The sequence below is a fragment of the Streptomyces sp. 3211.6 genome (assembly GCF_003634815.1).
GTDB lineage: Bacteria > Actinomycetota > Actinomycetes > Streptomycetales > Streptomycetaceae > Streptomyces > Streptomyces katrae_A.
Window position 1 is genome coordinate 5,866,727 of record NZ_RBXC01000001.1, and the last position, 21,372, is coordinate 5,888,098.

Genomic DNA, 21,372 nt, shown 5'->3' on the forward strand with positions numbered 1-21,372 from the left:
GAGGTTTGGGGCATGGCGGGTTCGGACGCGACGGAAGGAGCGGCGCCGGTGCGCAGAAGGGGTCCCGAGCTCGAACGGGCGATCCTGGACGCGGCCATGGAGCAGCTGGGCAGCGTCGGCTGGAACGCCCTCACGATGGAGGGGGTCGCCGCCCAGGCCCGTACCGGCAAGGCGGCCCTCTACCGTCGCTGGTCCTCCAAGGCGGACCTGGTGGCCGAGGTGCTCCGGCGCGGACTGCCGGCGCTGGGGGAGGCCACGGACCAGGGATCGATCCGCGAGGACCTGTACCGGCTGTGCGTCCGCATGTGCGACGTCATGCGCTCGCCGGCCGGGGTGGCGCTCCGCGCCGTGCTTCACGAATGCGACCCCGCCCATGGCGACCTCTTCCGCGAGGTGATCCGGCAAGGGCTGCACGAGCCGGCGCACAAGGTGATCTGGGAGCTGGTACTGCGCGGTATCGAGCGGGGAGACGTCCGTGCGGACGCCACGAGTCCGCTGATTGTCGACGTGATCCCGGCGATGCTGATGTACCGGGCGAAGGTGTGCGGGAGCGAATGGCCGGACCGGGAGATCGCCGAGATGATCGACGGGCTGATGGTGCCGATGCTCCGCGCCTGAGCCCCCGCGGCCGGGATGCCGCGGCCCCGCGCGGGTCCGTGCGCCGCCCTCCCCGCGCCCGGTGCGCGCGCTTGCCACGGGCCGGGGTGTGCAGGCGGCCCGGGGCGGCGTACCCTTGCTGGCGCCATGCCGTACGAAGCACCCACCCACACCGTCGAGCGCTCCCTCCGTGCAACCACCGGCGCCAAGGTCATCGCCGGGGTCGACGAAGTCGGACGAGGGGCCTGGGCCGGTCCCGTCACCGTGTGTGCGGCGATCACCGGTCTGCGCCGGCCTCCCGAGGGGCTCACCGACTCGAAACTCCTCACCCCCAGGCGGCGCGACGAGCTGTTCGACGTCTTGCAGGCCTGGGTCACCGCGCACGCCCTCGGCCACGCCTCCCCGGAGGAGATCGACGAGCTGGGGATGACGGCCGCGCTGCGGCTCGCGGCGGTGCGCGCACTGGACGCCCTCCCGGTGCGGCCGGACGCGGTGATCCTCGACGGCAAGCACGACTACCTCGGCCGGCCCTGGCAGGTCCGTACGGTGATCAAGGGTGACCAGTCCTGCATCGCGGTCGCGGCGGCCTCGGTGATCGCCAAGGTCCAGCGCGACCGGATGATGGCCGCGCTGGGCGAACCCGGCGACGGGCTGGAGGACTTCGCCTTCGGCGCCAATGCCGGCTACCCGTCGCCCGTGCACCGCGCCGCCCTGGAGGAGCGCGGCCCCACCGTGTACCACCGGCTCTCGTGGTCGTACCTCGACGCGCTCCCCCAATGGCGGCACTTGAAGAAGGTCCGCCGCAGCGAGGAGTCGATGGAGCTGGAAAACGGAGGCCAACTCGGCTTCGATTTCTGATCGCACCCACGTGCCACCCACCGGTACGTTTCGTACCGGTGTTTGATAGACATCAACTCATGCCTCTCACCCCCGCCATCGAGGAGCCTCAGATTCACGAGAGTGCCCAGGGTCCCCGCGTCACGCCGGCCGCGAGCCGCACCGCGCAGACCCCCCGCCCCGTACCTGGTCCGCGTCCCGCCGCCGTACCCCGGCCCGGGCGCCCCGGTCCCGTCCGCCCGGCCCCGCCCGCGCAGCGCGCGGGACAGGCCACCTCCGGACCCGTTCCCGCAGCCCCCGCCGCGCCGTCCGTCTCGGCCGCGGTGCCGCAGGTCCAGCTGATCCCGGCCTCGGCCGAGGGTGCCCTGGACGCGGCCGAGGAGGCCGTGGACCTGCTGCTCGACACCGGGCGCGCGCCCGGTGACATCCTGGTGATCACCACTGGCGACCCGCACCCGTGGGCCGCGCACGAACTGTCCTTCGGCGAGGCCTCCTACTGGGCCCAGCACGACGCCGGGGACGACGTCTTCTATGCGGACGCGGCGGACGTGCAGCGTGCTGCCGGGCGTCCGGTCGTGGTCTTCGCGGCCAACGGCGGGCCGGACGGAACGACCGCCACCGCACTGCCGGTCGCGCTCGCGCGGGCGGGTGCCCTGCTCGTCGTCTGCGGTGACGTGAAGCAGATCAACTCCGTGCTGGGCGCGGGCGTCTGACGCTCCCTCTCCCACACGGGCGAGGGGCGGGGCGGCCGGCCCCGCTGAGGTCCGAGGCCCGACCAGCCGTACCCCCTTCCGCGGGAGTGCGGCCGTGCGGGCCTGGGCCCCGTCCCGGCGGACCGGCGCCCAGGGGGCGTCGCGACGCCGCGGAGATCTGTCAGACCCCCTAGCGGGCGGCCGCCCGGCGCAGCGGCTCCACGATCCCGCCTGCGGTGGTCAGGGGCAGTGAGGCGATCTCGGTCATGGAGCCGAGCCGCTCGGGCCGGGACTCCGAGCTCGGGTGCCGTCCACCACGGCCTTCGCCCAGCACCTGCCAGCCCCCGCGGGTCAGCGTGATGTACGCGCCGCAGCGCAGCCCGTGCAGGGTGCAGGCGTCCCGCAGGCCCCACATCCAGGCCCCGTCCTCCTCGGTCCACCGTTCGTCGCCGTCACGGCAGTACATGAGCACGGCCGTCCGGACCGGGGTACGCCGCCGCAGGTCGTGCGGGATGACCCGGCGCAGCCGGGACAGCAGGGCGTTGCGGTACTCCCAGCCGTCCGCCGACGCCGAGCGCTGCACGAACGAGGCGCTGGCGACCAGTCGTTCCTCCGGGCCGAGCACGGCTATGACGGCGGTGGACGGCACCGGGCTGTGCCGGGAGTGCAGGCCGCTGACCACCTCACGCGGGTTGCGCAGCAGGGGAACTCCTGCGGCGGTCCATTCGGAGGGTTCGAGCAGTCGGCCGTGCCGACTGGCGCCACCGGTGGCCGTTGTCAAGGACGCGGTCGCGGGCGGGGCGAATCCGAAGGTCACGGTCCTCCCTTCGGGTACACGCCCGCGAACGGGCACGGCTGAGGTGTGGGCGCGCCACAGCGCGGCCCAGGAGAGTGCCGACGAGCCGAGCGGGAGCACTCCGATTCTCGCGTGGCCCGCGAGGATGGGGCAATGAGCATTTGAGGACGCGGACCGGAATTCGCCGGTATGCCGTTCATATCCTTGCCCCGCCACGCCGGAGTCGACTCATTCCGCTACGGCTGGAGCGCGAGCACCAGCGGAAACACCCCCCTCACCCCCGCTCGCCGCAGCAGCCGGGCGGCCACTGCGAGGGTCCAGCCGCTCTCCGCGCGGTCGTCGACGAGGAACACCGGACCAGGGACCTCGGCCAGGCTCGCCGCCAGGGCTGGCGGCACGGTCAAGGCCTGGTGGAGTCCCCGGACCCGCTGGGCGCTGTTCGAGGACGGGAGCCCGAACTCCGGTGCCTGGTCGGTGTACTCCAGGGCTCCGAGCATCGGAATCCGTCCGACCTCCGCGATCCGCGCGGCCAGCGAGCCGACCAGTTGCGGGCGGCTGCGCGAGGGCAGCCAGACCACTCCCACGGGCCGGGCAGGGGCGTCCTCGGCCCCGGAGGCCCAGCCGCCCGGCCCCCGCGCCCAGTCGGCCAGAACGGCCACCACGGCCTGTGCCACATCGTCCGGAACCGGCTGGTCGGGTGCCTGGGGGGCCAGCATCGGTCGCAGCCGGTTGCCCCAGCCGATGTCGGACAGCCTGCCCAGAGCCCGGCCCGGTGCCGCCTGTTCGCCGGCCGGGATCCGGCCCTTGAGGTCCACACCCACCGCCGCGAGGCCGGTCGGCCACATCCGGCGCGGTTCCAATTCCACCCCGGGGCGGCCCAGTTCCCCCCGGGCGGTGTCCAGCGAGGCGGAGGAGACCTCCGCGGTGAAGCGGGCGCCGGCGCAGTTGTCGCAGCGGCCGCAAGGGGCGGCCTCCTCGTCGTCGAGCTGCCGGCGCAGGAACTCCATCCGGCACCCCGTGGACGCGGCGTAGTCGCGCATCGCCTGCTGCTCGGCCGACCGCTGCCGGGCGACCCACGCGTACCTCTCGGCGTCGTACACCCAGGGCTCGCCCGTCGCGGTCCAGCCACCCTTGACCCGATGGACCGCGCCGTCCACGTCCAGCACCTTGAGCATCGACTCCAGCCGGGTCCGGCGCAGGTCGACCAGCGGCTCCAGGGCCGGCAGCGACAGGGGCCGGCCGGCCTGCGCCAGGACGTCCAGGGTGCGGCGCACCTGTTCCTCCGGGGGGAACGCCACCGACGCGAAGTACTGCCAGATCGCCTCGTCCTCGCGCCCGGGGAGCAGCAGTACCTCGGCGTGTTCGACGCCGCGGCCGGCGCGGCCGACCTGCTGGTAGTAGGCGATGGGGGAGGAGGGCGAGCCCAGGTGCACCACGAAGCCCAGGTCGGGCTTGTCGAAGCCCATGCCGAGGGCAGAGGTGGCCACCAGGGCCTTGACCCGGTTCGCCTGGAGATCGTTCTCGGCCTGCTCGCGGTCGGCGTTCTCGGTCTTGCCGGTGTACGAGGAAACCGTGTGCCCCCGGTGGCGCAGGTAGGCGGTCACCTCCTCGGCGGCGGCCACCGTCAGGGTGTAGACGATGCCGGAGCCCGGCAGGTCACCGAGGTGGTCGGCGAGCCACGCCAGCCGGTGTGCGGCGTCGGGCAGGTTCACCACGGCCAGGCTCAGGCTCTCGCGGTCCAGGGGGCCGCGCAGCACCAGGGCGTCCGTGCCCGCCCCGGTGCCGAGCTGTTCGGCCACGTCGGCCGTCACCCGGGCGTTGGCGGTGGCCGTCGTCGCCAGGACCGGGACGCCCGGGGGGAGGTCCGCCAGCATCGTGCGCAGCCGGCGGTAGTCGGGGCGGAAGTCGTGCCCCCAGTCCGAGATGCAGTGGGCCTCGTCGACGACGAGCAGGCCCGTGGCGGCGGACAGCTTGGGCAGGACCTGGTCGCGGAACTCGGGGTTGTTGAGGCGCTCCGGGCTGACCAGCAGGACGTCGACCTCGCCCGCCGCGACCTCGGCCTGGATGCCCTCCCACTCCTCCGGGTTGGCGGAGTTGATGGTGCGGGCGTGGATGCCGGCGCGGGCGGCGGCCTCGACCTGATTGCGCATCAGCGCGAGCAGCGGGGAGACGATCACGGTCGGTCCGGCGCCGGCGGCCCTCAGCAGGGAGGTGGCGACGAAATAGACCGCGGACTTGCCCCAGCCCGTGCGCTGCACGACCAGGGCCCGCCGCTTGTGCGCGACGAGGGCCTCGATCGCCCGCCACTGGTCCTCGCGCAGCCGCGCGGTGCCCGTGGGGTCGCCCACGAGGCGGGCGAGTACGGAATCGGCGGAGGACCTCAGGTCTGCGTTCATGCCCCCCATGCAACCCGATGCCTCTGACATCGCGCCAATGCGGACTCCCGCCTGTGGATGTTGAAGGCTGGACGAGCGGGCGGGTTATCCACAGGGGTTTCCGGATCGGATCACGCACGGGACCGTCGGGTCATGACGACGAACCACGAATCACGCAGCCCGTCCGGCCGGCCGTCCATCAGCCCCGCCGGAGCCCCCACCGAACCCCAGATCACCCTGCGCAGTCCGGCCGAACTGGCCGACGCCCTGCCCTACATGCTCGGCTTCCACCCCACCGACTCCCTCGTGATGGTCTCCGTCCACGGCGCGTGCGGCCGCTTCGGCGGCCGGCTCCGGGTGGGGATCCCCACCGCCCCCGCCGAGTGGGAGGACACCGCCCGCCAGGTCGCCGACTGCCTGATCAAGGGTGGCGAACGGCGCGGGGACAAGCCCGACGGCATCGTGGTCTTCCTCTGCCAGGACCCGGTCGGCGGCGAGAGCGGGCAGCGGGTCATGACCCGGCTGCGGCCGCTGGCCCAGCGGCTCCGGACGGCCTGCGGCGCGCTGGACGTCCCGGTCCTGGAGGCCCTGTGCCTCTCCGGCGGCCGCTACTGGTCGTACGTGTGCCCCGAGGGCGCCTGCTGCCCCGCCGAAGGGACCCCGCTGGCGCCGTCCGGTACCTCGGTGATGGCTGCGGCGGCCACCTTCGCCGGTCTCCAGGTCCGCGGCTCCCTCAAGGAGATCGAGAAGCGGATGGCACCGCTCGGCGGGGCCTGGGCCACCGAGCAGGAGGAGGCCCTGGAGCGGGCCGCCGTGGACCTCGTGCCGAGGATCCTCGACGGGGAGACCCGCGAGGAGGTCGGCGCGCAGACCCTCGATCTGGCCCGCACCCTCCTGCGCAGGCTGACCCTCGCCCCGCCCGCCGAGGGCGGGCCCGGAGCGGACGACTGGGACGACGCGCTGCTGGGCCACGACGAGGCCGCCGCCGTGATCCTCGGGCTCCAGGACCGGGCGATCCGCGACATCGCCGCCGAGTGGATGGAGGGCGACGAGGCCGCCCCCGCCCTGCGCCTGTGGCGGGCCCTGGCCCGCCGCTGCGTCGGCGCCTACGGGGAGCACGCGGCGGCCCCGCTCACCCTGGCGGGCTGGGTCTCCTGGTCCAGCGGGGACGAGCCGACCGCCCGGATCGCCCTCGGACTGGCCCTGCGGGCCGACGCCGAGTACCGGTTTGCCCAGCTGCTCCACCACGCCTGCAACGAGGGCATCGACCCCGAGGGGCTGCGGGAGTGCCTGCGGGAGGAACGCAGGCGCCGCGAACCCCGCCGCAAGCGCAACGCCGCCACCAGGCGCCCGCCCGGCCGCCGGGACGGACAGCGCCGCCGTCCGTCCCGCCGCGCCGAGGGGAACGGGCAGTGAGCGCCCGTCAGGCGCCCCTGCCGGGCCGCCTCTCGCGACGGCTGTGGAGCGCGGCGGCCGGCTCCGCGCACCGTCCGCGCGCCACCCGCTGCGGGCCGCCGCCACCGCGGGCCGTGACCCGGGCGGGGGCGGGGGCGTTCAGCCGGTGGGCGGTGGGGGTCCGGCCGCGCCGCCGCCCAGCCGAACCGGCCGGAGCGCAGACAAGGCGGCACATGGCTCCCCCCGCACCTGAAACCGGCCCGACCGGAACCACACCCGCTCCCCGCCCACCGGTGTTCGCACCCGGGCCCCCGCCCCCGGCGGGCTCCTACCCACCAGGGGCTCCGCCCGGGACGGCGCCCGCTGCGGGCTCGTACCCGCCGGGGGCTCCGCCCGGGACGGCGCCTGCCACCGGCTCGCGCCCGGCCGTGCCCCCGCCCGGGACCGTCCCCGGGCGCGACGTCCCCGCACCGGGGCCCCTGCCGGCGCGCGCCTCCGCTTCCGGGGCCCGGCCGCCGGGGCAGCCCACCGGGGCGGGCGGTGGGCGGCGGGCCGAATTGCCTCCGGTACACGGCGCCGTCATCTGCGTCGCCGCCCCCTGCCTGGTCATCTCGCCCGAGCACGGTCAGCTGACCGGGCGGGGCATCGAGGGGATCTACCGGTCCGGGCGACGGCTGCTGTCCCGCTGCGTCCTGCGCGTCGCCGGACAGGACCCCGTCGCCGTCCAGGGGCGGAGCCTCGGGGCCGACCGGGCGGCCTTCACCGCCACCGTGCGCACCGGGGTGGAACCCGGCCCCGACCCCGACATCGGCGTCGAGCGGGTCCGGTACGCCGACGGCACCGAGCGCATCACCGTACGCAGCTTCGCCGCACGGCCACTGCGCCTGCCGGTGGAGGTCTCCCTGGGCACGGACCTGGCCGAACTGGCCGCGGTGGCGGCCGGCCGGGCCGGGCCCGAGCTCACCGCCGCGGTGCACGCGGCCGGGCTGCGCTGGAGCACGGAGGAGGCGCTCGCCGTCACCACCGCCGAACCGGCCCCCGACGACGCCCTCGCCACCGCCGGACTGCTGCGCTGGCAGCTCGAACTGGGACCGGGCGAATCCCGCAGCATCGAGCTGCGGACCAGCCGGGAACGCACCCCGCGGGCCCCCGCCGGACAGGTCGCGAACCCGCTCGCCGACGCCCGCGCCGAGGGCGACGACCCGAGGACCGAGGCATGGCTCAGAACCAGCGTCGAAGACCTGCGGGCACTGCTGCTGAGGGACCCCGCGGAGCCCGGTGACGCCTTCGCGGCGGCCGGAGTGCCCTGGCGGCTCGGGCTGGCTCCGGCCGAGTCGCTGTGGGCCGCCCGGATGGCACTGCCCCTCGGCACCGGGCTTGCCGCCGCCACCCTGCGGACACTGGCCCGCAGCCAGACACCCGGCCGCGGCCCCGGGGGCGGCATGATCCCGGGCCCGCTGCGTGCCGCCGGACCGCAGCTGCCGCCCGGCTGCACCGGCACCGAGGCCACCCTCGGCTTCCCGGCGGTGCTCGCCGAGGCCCGCCGGTGGGGGCTGCCCGAGGAGGAGGTGGCCCGCCTCCTGCCGGCCGCCGAGCGCTGCCTGGACTGGCTGCGCCGGGCGCTCGGCGAGGACGGCTTCCTGGCCGACCCCGACCCGGGGCCGCGCCGCTGCGAGACCCAGGCCCACGCCCACCGGGCCGCGCTGCTCGGTGCGGATCTGCTCGAAGGGTGCGGGCGGGCCGGAGCCGCCGAGTGGCGGGAATGGGCGGCCGCCCTGAGGGAGAGGTTCCTGGACCGGTTCTGGATCGACGGCCCGGACGGGGGCCGCCCCGCCGCCGCCCTGCATCCCGACGGCCGGCCGCTGCCCCGGCTGACCGGGGCGGCCGCGCACCTGCTGGACACCGGCCTGCTGGGCGGCGGCCGCCTCGCGCCCGGCCTGCTGGACCGCATCCGCACCGAACAGCTCGCCCGGCTGCTCGGGGCCCCGGCCATGGATTCCGGATGGGGGCTGCGGAGCATGGCGGCCCGGGAGCCGGGCCACAACCCCTTCGGCCACCGCTCGGGCGCGGTCCGGGCGCACGAGAGCGCCATCGCGGTGGCCGGACTGGCCCAGGCCGGATACGAGAAGGAGGCCGCGGGCCTGCTGCGGGGCCTGCTGGACGCCGCAGAGGTCTTCGGATACCGGCTGCCGGAGATGTACGCCGCCGAGCAGCGCACCGCCGGAAGCGCCCCGCTCCCGCATCCGGCGGCCTGCCGGCCGGCGGCCGTGGCCGCCGCCGCGGGGATCCACGCCCTCACCGCCGTCGCGGGCATCCGCCCGGACGCCCCCGCGAGAACGGTCGCGGTCACCCCGCGCGCGGGCGCCCCCCTCGGCGCCCTGCGGCTGGCAGGGCTGCGGGTGGCGGGGGAGCCGTTCACCGTCCGGATCAGCCGTCTCGGCGTCGGCATGGTGGAGGAGGCCGCCGATGAGCTCCAACTGGGAGGGTGAGAGGGCGCCCGGGCGGCGCGCCGCCTGATCGCGAGGATGCGGACTGGGTTCCAGATCACCGTCCTCGGGATCACGAAAGCGCTGTTTATCGTCAGGCAGACGACTATGATCGCGGCATGTCGCCCTACGACCCGTCGGCCTTTCCGCCCTTCGCCGTCACCGTCGACCTGGTCGTGCTCACCGTGCGGCGCCACGCGCTCTGCGCGCTGGTCGTACGACGGGGAGAGCAGCCGTTCCAGGGGCGCTGGGCGCTGCCCGGCGGCTTCGTGCGCGGGGACGAGGACCTCTCCGCCGCCGCGGCACGGGAACTCGCCGAGGAAACCGGGCTGTGCGCGCACGACCCGGCCTCTCCCGGCGTCGACAACGGGGCGCACCTCGAACAGCTCGCCACCTACGGGGACCCGCAGCGCGACCCCCGGATGCGGGTGGTCAGCGTGGCACACCTGGTGCTCGCCCCCGACCTGCCCGCACCCCGCGCGGGCGGCGACGCCAACAGCGCCCGCTGGGCTCCCGTCGACGAACTCCTGGAAGGCCCCGACCAGACCGTCACGAGCCTCGCCTTCGACCACGCGCGGATCCTCGCCGACGGCGTCGAGCGGGCCCGCTCGAAGATCGAGTACTCCTCGCTGGCCACGGCCTTCTGCCCGCCGGAGTTCACCGTCGGCGAGCTGCGCCGGGTGTACGAGGCGGTGTGGGGCGTGGCGCTCGACCCGCGCAACTTCCACCGCAAGGTCACCGGGACCCCCGGGTTCCTGGTCCCCGCGGGAGGGACGACGACCCGTCAGGGCGGCAGGCCCGCCCAGCTGTTCAGGGCCGGCGGCGCGACCCTGCTCAACCCGCCGATGCTGCGGCCGGAAGTCTGACCCGCCGCCACCGCGGCCCTCGTGGCCTTCGCCGCCGCTTCCGGCGCGGGGGCGGCGGCCGGCCCGGCCCGGGCTGCCCCGGACGGCGGCACTGCCGGCCGTCACCCGGACCGGTTGCATAGAAAATCGGACATATCGCGTTATCTTGCATGCGGTACTCACCCTGCCGCTGAGCGGTCTCACACCCTGCGAGAGAAGCGATGCTCCAGGCCATCGGACTCACCAGCACACCCCGTCGAGATCTGCCGCCCCTCGTGGACGACCTCACCTTCGAGGCCCGCCCGGGGTGCGTGACCGCCCTGCTCGGGGAGCCGGGTTCGGGCAAGACCACCGCCCTGCGGCTCATGCTCGAACTCGAACCGGGCCGCGGCATCACCTACTTCCGCGGCCGCCCACTGCACCGGGTCCCGCATCCGGGGCGTGAGGTCGGCGTGCTGCTCGGGGACGTCCCCGGGCATCCGTCGAGGACGGTCCGGGGACAGCTGCGCATGCTCTGCGCCGCGGTCGGCGTCCCGGCCTCCCGGGCGGACACCATGATGGAGGTCGTCGGCATCGCGGGCCTGCGCGACCAGCGGCTCGGCTCGCTCTCGGCCGGCATGGACCGCCGCGTCGGCCTGGCCGCGGCCCTGCTCGCCGACCCCTGCACCCTGCTCCTCGACGAGCCGGCCGCCGGCCTCCAGCCCCGCGAACGCGCCTGGCTGCACGGGCTGCTGCGGGGCCATGCCTCCCTCGGCGGGGCCGTGCTGTTCACCACCGCCGACGCCAAGGAGGCGGCCCGCAGCGCCGACCGGGTCGTCTCCATCGCCTCGGGCCGCCTCGTCGCCGACCAGGAGGCCGCCGACTTCGCCCGCACCCGGCTGCGCCCGCGGGTCGCCGTGCGCACCCCGCACGCCGCCCGGCTGGCCGACGTGCTGGGACGCGAGGCCCGGGCCGCGCACCGCCCCGTGGAGATCGTCGAGGAGAGCGGCAGCCGGCTCTCGGTGTACGGCAGCAACTGCGCCGAGGTCGGCGAGGCGGCGTTCCGGCACGGGGTCCTCGTCCACCAGCTCGCGGACGAGACCGGCGACGCGGGAGCGCCCGTCCCGCCCGTACCGCAGGCCCGCACCGGGGCCGGTTCCGCGGGCAAGGCGGACGCGCGGGTCGAGGCCCCGGCCCCGGTGCGGGCCGGAGCGGGTGCCGCCGCCGGCCCCGACGTCCCCGTTCCGTCCGAGTCCCGTACCGATCCGCGCACCACCTCCGCCCCCGGTGCGGGGGGCCGGGCCGTGGCGGGCGCCGGGTCCGTGTCCTGGCCCGCCCCCGGGCCGGAGGCCGAGGGCCGTCCAGCCCCCGCCGCCCGGCCCCCGCGCGCCTGCTCCGAGGCCCCCGTCTCGGTGGTACGCCGCGTGGGCGGCCCGCTGCGGCCCCTGCGCTACGAACTCCGCCGCGTCTTCGGCACCGCCACCCCCTTCCTCACCGCGGCCCTCGTCGTCGCCGTCTCGGCCCTCACCGCCCTGGTGCTCGCCCGGGCCGGGCACACCCCGCGCGACCGGGTCCTCGCCGCCTGGCCCGAGCTGGTTCCGCTGCCCCCCGCCGCACTCGGGGCGGGACTGCTCGGCGCCCTGGCCTTCGGTGAGGAGTACCGCTACCCCGCCCTCGCCACCGACCGGGGCACCGTCCCGCGCCGTCTCGGGCTGCTCACCGCCAAGCTCGGAGTCTGCTCCGCCCTGGCCCTGCTGCTCGGCGCCTTCGCCGCCGCCGCCGACGCCGCCGCCCTGTGCCTCGTCTTCGGCCGCGCCCCGCTGGGCACCTGGCCGGAGTGGGCGGTGCCCGCCGCGAGCTGGGCGGGGCTGCTGGTCGGCTGCGCCTGGGCCGGGGTGCTCGCCTCCGCGGTGTTCCGCTCCGCCTCGGCCGGCCTGGCCGCCGTGCTCGCCGTACCGGTGATGGTCGTACCGCTGGTGCGCAAGGCGCTGGAAGGCCCGTCCGCGTACCCCGTGCACGGGTTCGCCTCCCGGCTGCGCGGTCTGGCCTCGGCCCCTTGGCCCGCGGAGACGGACCGCTACGTCCTGGGGGCCTTCCGGGTGATGGTCCAACCCGTGGGAGCCGGGCTGGTGTTGTCGTTGATGGTCCTGTTGTGCGCCTATGGGTTCACAGGACTGCGCGGTCGGGTCCGTTGGTGATCGTTACGGTGCCGTAGCCGACTTCGGGGAGACCGGAGAAGACCGCTTCGCCCAAGATCACACGAAGCGGACCGCAACTCCCCGCAAAAGGCCCGGTTCTTTACGATAAGTCGTCAATTGAGTAGGTGGCACCGATCACCCTTTCGTGTGCTTTTCACCAAAGACCTCAAGGGCGGTGGGGGCACGGCCGACAAAGGATTCGTGAGTACCCTTGCGCACACCATGATGACCGCCGCCCGCCACGCCGACTCCGGCCTCGCCGGCCCGGGCGAACTCGACCGCTACACCTATGCGGAGGCCGCCGGCACCGACCGGGTCGGTCCGCCCCACTGGGACGGCGCCGACGTCGAGTTGAGCCGTGTGGGCCGCCGGGCGGCCGGCAGCCGCGGCCGCGGGCTGCACGGCCAACTCGTCCAACAGCTCGGCCAGATGATCGTCTCCGGCGACCTCGGCGCGGACCGCCCCCTGGTCCCCGAGGAGATCGGCCAGCGCTTCGAGGTCTCCCGCACCGTCGTCCGCGAATCGCTGCGGGTCCTGGAGGCCAAGGGCCTCGTCAGCGCCCGCCCCAACGTGGGCACCCGGGTCCGCCCCGTCGCCGACTGGAACCTCCTTGATCCGGACATCATCGAGTGGCGCGCCTTCGGCCCCCAGCGCGACGACCAGCGCCGCGAGCTCAACGAGCTCCGCTGGACGATCGAGCCCCTCGCCGCCCGCCTCGCCGCCGGCCACGGCCGCCCCGACGTCCAGCAGCGCCTCTCCGACATGGTCGAGATCATGGGCCACGCGCTCGGACAGGGCGACGCGATCACCTTCGCGCGCGCCGACAACGAGTTCCACGCGCTGCTGATCCAGGTCGCCGGCAACCGCATGCTGGAGCACCTCTCGGGGATCGTCTCCGCCGCCCTCCAGGTCTCCGGCAGCCCCGTCACCTCCTGCGACCGCCCCGGCGAGACCTGCGTGGCCCACCACGCGCGGATGGTCGAAGCGCTCGCCACCGGCGACGGCGCGGGTGCCGAGAGCGCCATGCGCCAGCTCCTGACGGTGCATCCGGAGGTCGAGCGCGTGGTGCCCGCCCCGCGCGAACACTGACTCCCCGGCGCACGGGGGCGTGGGGGTGCTGCACCGGTCGCCGGGCCCGTTCTTCGGGCCCGGCGACACCGGTGTGCGAGGGGTGCCGGGAACCCGGTGTGACTTGGGCCACGAAGATTGGGCGTAACGCTCTGCGACGTCACGCGATGACCTAAGCGGTGATGGCCGACGGAGGGAAACAGCAGCCCTTGGGGTGCTGTGCAGCTCCCCGGCCCCTGCCCGCGCCCCCGGCCCATCCCCAGTCGGTGGTCGTCGGCTCCGGTCCAGCACCAGGCCGGGGTCGGAACCCGTTCCCATCGTTCCGAGAGGTTGTTCGTGTCGGCCAGCACATCCCGTACGCTCCCGCCGGAGATCGCCGAATCCGAGTCTGTGATGGCGCTCATCGAGCGGGGCAAGGCCGAGGGGCAGATCGCCGGCGATGACGTGCGTCGGGCCTTCGAGGCTGACCAGATTCCTGCGACCCAGTGGAAGAATGTCCTGCGCAGCCTCAACCAGATCCTCGAGGAAGAGGGTGTGACGCTGATGGTCAGTGCCGCAGAGTCGCCCAAGCGCACCCCACGCAAGAGCGTCGCAGCGAAGACCCCCGCCAAGCGTACGACGACCAGGCCGGTCGCCGCCAAACCGGCTGCGGCCCCGGCCGCGGCCGAGGTCCCGGCGGAGGCCGGGCCGACGGAACCCGACACCGCCGAGGTCCTCGCCGAGGAACCGGCGGCCGAGCCCGCCGCCGCGAAGAAGACCGCGGCCCGCAAGACGGCGGCGAAGAAGGCCGCACCCGCGAAGAAGGCTGCCGCGAAGAAGACCGCGGCCAAGAAGACCGCCGCGAAGAAGGACCTGGACGAGGGCGACGAAGAGGCCGGCGACGAGGGTCCCGACGCGGTGAAGGCCGAGGCCGAGGAAGAGGAGGAGGGCGGGGAGAACAAGGGCTTCGTCATCTCCGACGACGAGGACGACGCCCCCGCCCAGCAGGTCGTGGTGGCCGGCGCCACCGCGGACCCCGTCAAGGACTACCTCAAGCAGATCGGCAAGGTCCCCCTCCTCAACGCCGAGCAGGAGGTCGAGCTCGCCAAGCGCATCGAGGCGGGCCTGTTCGCCGAGGACAAGCTGGCCAACTCCGACAAGCTGGCGCCCAAGCTCAAGCGCGAACTGGAGATCATCGCCGAGGACGGCCGCCGCGCCAAGAACCACCTGCTGGAGGCCAACCTCCGCCTCGTGGTCTCCCTGGCCAAGCGCTACACGGGCCGCGGCATGCTCTTCCTGGACCTGATCCAGGAGGGGAACCTGGGTCTGATCCGCGCGGTCGAGAAGTTCGACTACACCAAGGGCTACAAGTTCTCCACCTACGCGACGTGGTGGATCCGGCAGGCGATCACCCGCGCCATGGCCGACCAGGCCCGCACCATCCGCATCCCGGTGCACATGGTCGAAGTGATCAACAAGCTCGCCCGCGTGCAGCGCCAGATGCTCCAGGACCTGGGCCGCGAGCCCACCCCGGAGGAGCTGGCCAAGGAACTGGACATGACCCCCGAGAAGGTCATCGAGGTCCAGAAGTACGGCCGCGAGCCGATCTCCCTGCACACCCCGCTGGGCGAGGACGGCGACAGCGAGTTCGGCGACCTGATCGAGGACTCCGAGGCGGTCGTCCCCGCCGACGCGGTGAGCTTCACGCTCCTGCAGGAGCAGCTGCACTCGGTGCTCGACACGCTCAGCGAGCGCGAGGCCGGCGTGGTCTCGATGCGCTTCGGGCTGACCGACGGCCAGCCCAAGACCCTCGACGAGATCGGCAAGGTCTACGGGGTCACCCGTGAGCGCATCCGCCAGATCGAGTCCAAGACCATGTCGAAGCTGCGCCACCCGTCGCGCTCCCAGGTGCTGCGCGACTACCTGGACTGACCGGACCGGCAGGGGCGTACGGCGGTGGCCGCGCGGGTGCGCGCGGCCACCGGGCATCCCACTCTGGGTGGAGTCATGCACACTCGGAGTCAGGAGGCCCCATGAGTCGTCCCTTCGCCCGTGCCCTGGCGGGCGCACTGACCCTGGTGGCGGGAGCGGCCGTGGCGCCGCTGGCCCAGGCGCCCGCTGCGGCGGCGGACAGCGTGGTCATAGGCGGGCAGCCGGTGAAGGTGGCCGACAGCCCGTGGGTCGTGGCCCTCGCCAGCCGTGACCGGTTCGGGGGTATCCGTGACGGGCAGTTCTGCGGCGGTGTCCTCGTCGCCCCGACCACGGTGGTGACGGCGGCCCACTGCCTCAGCCGGCAGGTGCTGGGCGGGCCGGTCGACTCCGTCGCCGACTTCCGGGTGATCACCGGCCGTACGGAGCTGCGCGCTCCGGAGGGACGGGAGATCGCGGTCCGGGCGGCCCGGGTGAACCCCGCGTACGACCCCGGCACCAACGCCGGCGACCTCGCCGTGCTGGAACTGGCCGAAGCCGTCCCGGCGGACCACGTGCTGCCCATGGCCGGCGAGGGCCACCCCGGCTACGAGGCGGGTACCGGGGCGGCGGTGTACGGCTGGGGGGACACGAGCGGGTTCGGGGACTACGCGTACGGGCTGCGGGCGGCGCAGGTCACCGTCCTGGACGACGAGGTCTGCCGACGGGCGTACCCGGGCAACGCGGACGGTCAGTACCGGGCCGACTCCATGGTGTGCGCGGGCGACCGGTCCGGCGGGAAGGACGCCTGCCAGGGGGACAGCGGCGGCCCGCTCGTGGCCCGGGGGCGGCTGATCGGCCTGGTGTCCTGGGGACGCGGCTGCGGGCGCGCGGAGAGCCCGGGGGTGTACACCCGGATCGCCCCGTTGGTCGACTTCGTCAGCGGCCCGCAGAGGGGCCGGCGGCCGAGCGGCGCCTGAGAGGCACCGCTGAGCGTCCGCAGGGGCTCCAGGAGCCCCGTAACGGTCCGCGCGGGGGCGCTGGGGCCGCAGGACGGCTCCCGCGGGGGACGGGGAAGGGCCTCGGGCAGGGCCCGGGCCTCGGACATGAGGACGGGCGGCGCCTCTGGGTCTCAGAGGTGCCGCCCGTCGACCGGCCTTGCCGGTCCTGGCTCGTCGGATGCGAGGGCAGGCCTGTGTCAGCGGTCCTCGGTGTCGGCTGCGTGGGCGGCCGGAGCGGACGTCAGCCGCTCGGTCTCATCCTGTATTTCCGCGGCGATCTTCTTGAGTTCCGGCTCGAACTTACGCCCGTGGTGGGCGCAGAAGAGCAGTTCACCACCGCTCAGGAGGACGACGCGCAGATATGCCTGGGCGCCGCAACGGTCGCATCGGTCAGCGGCCGTCAGCGGGGTCGCGGGTGTCAGAACAGTAGTCACGTCGCCTCTTCTCTAGCTCGACGAGCTGTCGTACCAGGGTCAACATCCAACCAGGCCGAAAACGTTCCCGCTCGCGGCTTTTCCTCGAAACTTCCTTCCGAAGCTGGCCGGCTGCTGCCGGTTGGCGGCGAAGGAGCCGTATTGCGTTGCTTTACGGTTTCGCGTTGTCAGTCGTTCGCTTGTAGCAGTTTCGTCCTCCCCGGCGTGAGTGCCGGATGTAGATGAGGACGTGCCCGAACCCTAAATGGTTCATGCCTGGAAGGGAACGTGATGTTTGCTTCACCCTCACGGGGGATCGAACATCCGTACGGATCTGCACTAGGCTGTGGAACGGGCGAGGGTGGCGTTGCATCGGCTCTACCAGGCCTCGGTACCCTTCGACGGGCGACCGAGCCGCCCCCGCCCTCCAGCGGGCCAGAAAAGAAATTCAGCGAGGAGCGAACTGCGTGACCGCCGACACGTCCGTGCCTTCCAGCGCGCTGCTGTCCGGAGCAGACCGGGACGGTTCCAACTACACCGCGCGGCACCTGCTCGTCCTCGAAGGCCTCGAGGCCGTCCGCAAGCGCCCCGGCATGTATATCGGCTCCACCGACAGCCGAGGCCTGATGCACTGCCTCTGGGAGATCATCGACAATTCCGTCGACGAGGCCCTGGGCGGCTACTGCGACCACATCGAGGTCGTCCTCCACGAGGACGCGTCGGTCGAGGTCCGCGACAACGGCCGCGGCATCCCGGTGGACGTCGAGCCCAAGACCGGCCTGTCCGGGGTCGAGGTCGTCATGACCAAGCTGCACGCCGGCGGAAAGTTCGGCGGCGGCTCGTACGCGGCCTCCGGCGGTCTGCACGGCGTCGGCGCCTCCGTGGTCAACGCCCTGTCGTCCCGCCTCGACGTCGAGGTCGACCGCGGCACCACCCACAGCATCAGCTTCCGCCGCGGCGTCCCCGGCACGTTCACCGACGAGGGCCCCGACGCCCCCTTCGACCCGGGCAGCGGCCTGCGCAAGGGCAAGCGGGTGGCCAAGGGCAAGACCGGCACCCGGATCCGCTACTGGTCCGACCGCCAGATCTTCCTCAAGGACGCCCGGCTCTCCCTGGAGACGCTCTACCAGCGCGCCCGCCAGACCGCCTTCCTCGTGCCCGGGCTGACCATCGTCGTCCGCGACGAGCGGGCCATCGACGGCGCCGGCAAGACCGAGGAGACCTTCCGCTACGACGGAGGCATCAGCGAGTTCTGCGACTACCTCGCCCAGGACAAGGCCGTCTGCGACGTCCTGCGCCTCAGCGGCGCGGGCACGTTCAAGGAGACGGTCCCGGTCCTCGACGACCGCGGCCACATGACCCCCACCGAGGTCACCCGCGAGCTGGGCGTGGACATCGCCCTGCGCTGGGGCACGGGGTACGAGACCAACCTCAAGTCCTTCGTGAACATCATCGCCACCCCCAAGGGCGGCACCCACGTGGCCGGATTCGAGCGGTCGGTCACCAAGACGGTGAACGAGGTGCTGCGCTCCGCCAAGCTCCTGCGCGTCGCCGAGGACGACGTCGTCAAGGACGACGCCATGGAGGGCATGACGGCGGTGGTCACCGTCCGCCTCGCCGAGCCGCAGTTCGAGGGCCAGACCAAGGAGGTGCTGGGCACCTCCGCGGCCACCCGGATCGTCGCCGCCGTCGTCGCCAAGGAGCTCAAGGCCTTCCTGACCTCCACCAAGCGCGACGACAAGCAGCAGGCCCGTGCCGTGATGGAGAAGATCGTCGCGGCCGCCCGGACCCGGATCGCGGCCCGCCAGCACAAGGAGGCGCAGCGCCGCAAGACCGCGCTGGAGACCTCCTCGCTGCCGGCCAAGCTGGCGGACTGCCGCAGTGACGACGTGGACCGCAGCGAGCTGTTCATCGTCGAGGGGGACTCGGCCCTCGGGACGGCCAAGCTCGCCCGGAACTCCGAGTTCCAGGCGCTGCTGCCGATCCGCGGCAAGATCCTCAACGTCCAGAAGTCCTCGGTCTCGGACATGCTCAAGAACGCCGAGTGCGGTGCGATCATCCAGGTCATAGGAGCCGGCTCCGGCCGCACCTTCGACATCGACGCCGCCCGGTACGGGAAGGTCATCATGATGACCGACGCCGACGTGGACGGCTCCCACATCCGCACCCTGCTGCTGACCCTCTTCCAGCGCTACATGCGGCCGATGGTCGAGGCGGGCCGGGTCTTCGCGGCCGTCCCGCCGCTGCACCGGATCGAGCTGGTCCAGCCCAAGAAGGGCCAGGACAAGTACGTCTACACGTACTCGGACCACGAGCTGCGCCAGACGCTGCTGGAGTTCCAGCGCAAGAACGTCCGCTACAAGGACGCCATCCAGCGCTACAAGGGCCTCGGCGAGATGGACGCCGACCAGCTCGCGGAGACCACGATGGACCCGCGCCACCGCACCCTGCGGCGGATCAACATCGGCGACCTGGAAGCGGCCGAGCAGGTCTTCGACCTCCTCATGGGCAACGAGGTCGCCCCGCGCAAGGAGTTCATCACCAGCTCGGCCGCGACCCTGGACCGCTCGCGCATCGACGCCTGATCCGGTCCTGCGGTGTCCGGCGTTCTCCACTCCCTCACCTGATGGAGTGAAGAGCGCCAGGACACCAGTCCGGAAAGCGACCATTCGGCACATCCTTGTGAGCACGCCGCCGATGCGGCGGCGGACAAGGAGAGTTCGGTGGACAAGCACGAAGGTCGTGAAGCCGGAACGATCCGGCTTGACGACCCCTGGTACGACTCCCTGGCCGTGGGCTGGGGCGAGGGCGCGGAGCCCTTCCCGCCGCCCGGGCCCACGGCGGACCGAGGCGGCCCCGGGGCGTCCGACATCTACCTGGAAGTGCAGCGCAGCGCCGCCTTCCAGGAGGTCCGGGGCCGGTACCGGAGGTTCGTCGTCCCCGCGACCGCCGGTTTCCTCCTCTGGTACGTCGCCTACGTGGTCGCGGCCACCACGGCTCCCGGGCTGATGGCGCGGCCCGTGGTGGGCTCGGTCAACGTGGCCCTGCTGGCGGGCCTCGGCCAGTTCCTCAGCACCTTCCTGCTGACCTGGGCCTACTCCCGGCACGCGCGGCTGCGCCGGGACAGCGCCGCGCTCGACTTGCGCTGGACCGTCTTCGAACGGGAGCGCGGCCAGGAGCGCACCCGCGGCGGGCGGGGGGAGGGCCGGTGACCTCCGAACACCAGACGCTCGCGCTGATCCTGTTCAGCCTGTTCATCGCCGTCACCCTCGGCATCACCACCTGGGTCAGCCGCAGGAGGCACGGCTCGGCGGAGGAGTTCTACGCGGGCGGCCGGCTGTTCTCCCCCATGGAGAACGGATTCGCCATCGCCGGCGACTACATGTCCGCCGCCTCCTTCCTCGGGGTCTCCGGGCTGATCTCCCTCTTCGGCTACGACGGGCTGCTGTACCTGATCGGCTTCCTCGTGGCCTGGCTGCTGGTGCTGTTCCTGGTCGCCGAACTGGTGCGCAACTGCGGCCGCTTCACCCTCGCCGACGTCGTCGTCGCGCGGATGAGCGAGCGGCCGGTGCGGATCGCCGCCGGGACCTCTTCGGTGGTGGTCTCGGTGCTGTACCTGGTCGCGCAGATGGTCGGCGCGGGCAGCCTGGTGGGGCTGCTGCTGTCGGACGCCGGGCCCGGCGCCCGGACCCTGACGGTGGTGGGGGTCGGTGCGCTGATGGTGGTCTACGTCGCCTTCGGGGGGATGCGGGCCACCACCTGGATCCAGATCGTCAAGGCCGTCCTGCTGATCGGCGGGGCGATCACCCTCACCGTGCTGGTCCTGCTGCGCTTCCACGGGAATCTCGACCAGCTCCTGTCCACCGCCGCCGAACGCAGCGGGCACGGCGTCCGGTTCCTGAGCCCGGGCCTCAAGTACGGCGGGGGCTGGACGGCGCGCGTCGACTTCATGAGCCTGGGCCTGGCCCTGGTCCTGGGCACGGCCGGGCTGCCGCACATCCTGTCGCGCTTCTACACCGTCCCGACCGCGCGGGCCGCGCGCCGGTCGGCGGTGTGGGCGATCGGGCTGATCGGGGGCTTCTACCTGATGACCATCGTGCTCGGCCTCGGGGCGGCCGCGCTGGTGGGGCCCGACTCCGTACGGGCGTCCAGCGCCTCCGGGAACACGGCCGTCCCGCTGCTGGCCGCCTTCCTCGGCGGGGGCGCCGACTCGACGGGGGGCGCGGTGCTCTTCGCCCTCGTGGCCGCTATCGCCTTCGCGACGATCCTCGCCGTGGTCGCCGGGATCACCCTGGCCTCCTCCGCCTCCGTCGCGCACGACCTGTACGCCTCCCTCAGGCGGCGGCGGGCCCGGCAGCGCAGCGAGGTGGCCGTGGCCCGGGTGGCGGCCGTGGGGATCGGGGCGGTGGCCATCGCCCTCGGGCTGCTGGCCCAGGACATGAACGTGGCCTTCCTGGTGGGCCTGGCCTTCGCCGTGGCGGCCTCGGCGAACCTGCCGGTGCTGCTGTACTCGCTGTTCTGGCGCGGCTTCACCACCCGGGGGGCCGTGTGGTCCGTGTACGGGGGGCTGGTTCCCGCATTGCTGCTGGTCGTCCTGTCACCGGTGCTCTCCGGGAGTCCCGGATCCCTCTTCCCGGGCCTGGACTTCCAGTACTTCCCACTGCAGAACCCCGGGATCGTTTCGATCCCGCTCGGCTTCCTGGCGGGCTGGCTGGGTACGGTCACCTCCTCCGAGGAGGCGGACGAGCGCAAGTACGCCCAGACGGAGGTCCGTTCCCTGACCGGGGCCGGAGCGGTGTGAGT

At 73.5% G+C, this 21,372-nt stretch carries 16 protein-coding genes; 13 read left to right on the forward strand and 3 right to left on the reverse strand.

Going from position 1 to position 21,372, the window contains the following annotated elements; all coding sequences use genetic code 11:
• Positions 1 to 12: 12 nt before the first annotated feature.
• From BX286_RS27155 to BX286_RS27165, 3 genes are all read left to right on the forward strand, one after another.
• Positions 13 to 618 carry a TetR/AcrR family transcriptional regulator gene (locus BX286_RS27155; RefSeq protein WP_121016536.1) on the forward strand — a complete coding sequence of 202 codons (606 nt, stop codon included), beginning with the start codon at positions 13 to 15 and terminating at the stop codon, positions 616 to 618.
• 126 nt (positions 619 to 744) lie between these two features.
• Positions 745 to 1,455 (forward strand): ribonuclease HII, encoded by a 711-nt coding sequence (locus BX286_RS27160; RefSeq protein WP_079430129.1) that lies wholly within the window; start codon positions 745 to 747, stop codon positions 1,453 to 1,455.
• Between the two features lie 59 nt (positions 1,456 to 1,514).
• Positions 1,515 to 2,147, forward strand: coding sequence for a hypothetical protein (locus tag BX286_RS27165; protein ID WP_079430130.1), 633 nt, complete (start codon positions 1,515 to 1,517; stop codon positions 2,145 to 2,147).
• A 169-nt stretch (positions 2,148 to 2,316) separates the two neighbouring features.
• Here the strand turns inward: BX286_RS27165 and BX286_RS27170 are convergent, their stop codons facing one another.
• Together BX286_RS27170 and BX286_RS27175 are read right to left on the reverse strand one after the other, a co-directional pair.
• On the reverse strand, positions 2,317 to 2,943 hold the full coding sequence (locus BX286_RS27170) for a hypothetical protein (RefSeq protein ID WP_121016538.1): 627 nt from the start codon (positions 2,941 to 2,943) through the stop codon (positions 2,317 to 2,319).
• 215 nt (positions 2,944 to 3,158) lie between these two features.
• Entirely contained in the window at positions 3,159 to 5,318 is a 2,160-nt protein-coding gene (locus tag BX286_RS27175) for an ATP-dependent DNA helicase RecQ (RefSeq protein ID WP_121017739.1), read from the reverse strand.
• A gap of 132 nt (positions 5,319 to 5,450) precedes the next feature.
• On the opposite strand from BX286_RS27175, the gene BX286_RS27180 reads away from it, so the two are divergent.
• The 7 genes from BX286_RS27180 (at position 5,451) to BX286_RS27210 (ending at position 16,135) form a co-directional block, all read left to right on the forward strand.
• On the forward strand, positions 5,451 to 6,713 hold the full coding sequence (locus tag BX286_RS27180; RefSeq protein WP_079430133.1) for a DUF4192 domain-containing protein: 1,263 nt from the start codon (positions 5,451 to 5,453) through the stop codon (positions 6,711 to 6,713).
• A gap of 536 nt (positions 6,714 to 7,249) precedes the next feature.
• The gene (locus tag BX286_RS27185; RefSeq protein ID WP_398898812.1) at positions 7,250 to 9,181 is read left to right on the forward strand and encodes a glycogen debranching N-terminal domain-containing protein; all 1,932 of its coding nucleotides are present in this window, start codon (positions 7,250 to 7,252) and stop codon (positions 9,179 to 9,181) included.
• Between the two features lie 116 nt (positions 9,182 to 9,297).
• Entirely contained in the window at positions 9,298 to 10,044 is a 747-nt protein-coding gene (locus tag BX286_RS27190) for an NUDIX domain-containing protein (protein ID WP_079430135.1), read from the forward strand.
• Positions 10,045 to 10,244: 200 nt separating this feature from the next.
• A complete protein-coding gene (locus BX286_RS27195; RefSeq protein WP_121016542.1) occupies positions 10,245 to 12,200 on the forward strand; it encodes an ABC transporter ATP-binding protein in 1,956 nt (651 codons plus the stop codon).
• A 201-nt stretch (positions 12,201 to 12,401) separates the two neighbouring features.
• Positions 12,402 to 13,289 (forward strand): FadR/GntR family transcriptional regulator, encoded by an 888-nt coding sequence (locus tag BX286_RS27200; RefSeq protein WP_079430137.1) that lies wholly within the window; start codon positions 12,402 to 12,404, stop codon positions 13,287 to 13,289.
• A gap of 309 nt (positions 13,290 to 13,598) precedes the next feature.
• Positions 13,599 to 15,179, forward strand: coding sequence for an RNA polymerase sigma factor (locus BX286_RS27205; RefSeq protein WP_121016544.1), 1,581 nt, complete (start codon positions 13,599 to 13,601; stop codon positions 15,177 to 15,179).
• 101 nt (positions 15,180 to 15,280) lie between these two features.
• A complete protein-coding gene (locus BX286_RS27210) occupies positions 15,281 to 16,135 on the forward strand; it encodes a serine protease (RefSeq protein WP_079430139.1) in 855 nt (284 codons plus the stop codon).
• Positions 16,136 to 16,353: 218 nt separating this feature from the next.
• Here the strand turns inward: BX286_RS27210 and BX286_RS27215 are convergent, their stop codons facing one another.
• A complete protein-coding gene (locus BX286_RS27215; RefSeq protein WP_079430140.1) occupies positions 16,354 to 16,590 on the reverse strand; it encodes a hypothetical protein in 237 nt (78 codons plus the stop codon).
• Positions 16,591 to 17,036: 446 nt separating this feature from the next.
• Here BX286_RS27215 and BX286_RS27220 point away from each other — a divergent pair, with 446 nt between their 5' ends.
• The 3 genes from BX286_RS27220 (at position 17,037) to BX286_RS27230 (ending at position 21,370) form a co-directional block, all read left to right on the forward strand.
• Complete coding sequence (locus BX286_RS27220; protein ID WP_079430141.1) at positions 17,037 to 19,154, forward strand: type IIA DNA topoisomerase subunit B; 2,118 nt, start codon at positions 17,037 to 17,039, stop codon at positions 19,152 to 19,154.
• A gap of 138 nt (positions 19,155 to 19,292) precedes the next feature.
• Positions 19,293 to 19,781, forward strand: a complete 489-nt coding sequence (locus BX286_RS27225; protein WP_100862719.1) for a DUF485 domain-containing protein — start codon at positions 19,293 to 19,295, stop codon at positions 19,779 to 19,781.
• Complete coding sequence (locus BX286_RS27230; protein WP_121016546.1) at positions 19,778 to 21,370, forward strand: cation acetate symporter; 1,593 nt, start codon at positions 19,778 to 19,780, stop codon at positions 21,368 to 21,370. Before BX286_RS27225 ends, BX286_RS27230 begins: the two co-directional genes overlap by 4 nt.
• The last annotated feature ends 2 nt before the right edge of the window (positions 21,371 to 21,372 follow it).

Coding starts and splice junctions, on each gene's coding strand:
- BX286_RS27160 (WP_079430129.1), top strand. CDS start 745: ATGCCGTACGAAGCACCCACCCACACCGTCGAGCGCTCCCTCCGTGCA.
- BX286_RS27180 (WP_079430133.1), top strand. CDS start 5,451: ATGACGACGAACCACGAATCACGCAGCCCGTCCGGCCGGCCGTCCATC.
- BX286_RS27165 (WP_079430130.1), top strand. CDS start 1,515: ATGCCTCTCACCCCCGCCATCGAGGAGCCTCAGATTCACGAGAGTGCC.
- BX286_RS27190 (WP_079430135.1), top strand. CDS start 9,298: ATGTCGCCCTACGACCCGTCGGCCTTTCCGCCCTTCGCCGTCACCGTC.
- BX286_RS27195 (WP_121016542.1), top strand. CDS start 10,245: ATGCTCCAGGCCATCGGACTCACCAGCACACCCCGTCGAGATCTGCCG.
- BX286_RS27210 (WP_079430139.1), top strand. CDS start 15,281: ATGAGTCGTCCCTTCGCCCGTGCCCTGGCGGGCGCACTGACCCTGGTG.
- BX286_RS27175 (WP_121017739.1), bottom strand. CDS start 5,318: ATGAACGCAGACCTGAGGTCCTCCGCCGATTCCGTACTCGCCCGCCTC.
- BX286_RS27155 (WP_121016536.1), top strand. CDS start 13: ATGGCGGGTTCGGACGCGACGGAAGGAGCGGCGCCGGTGCGCAGAAGG.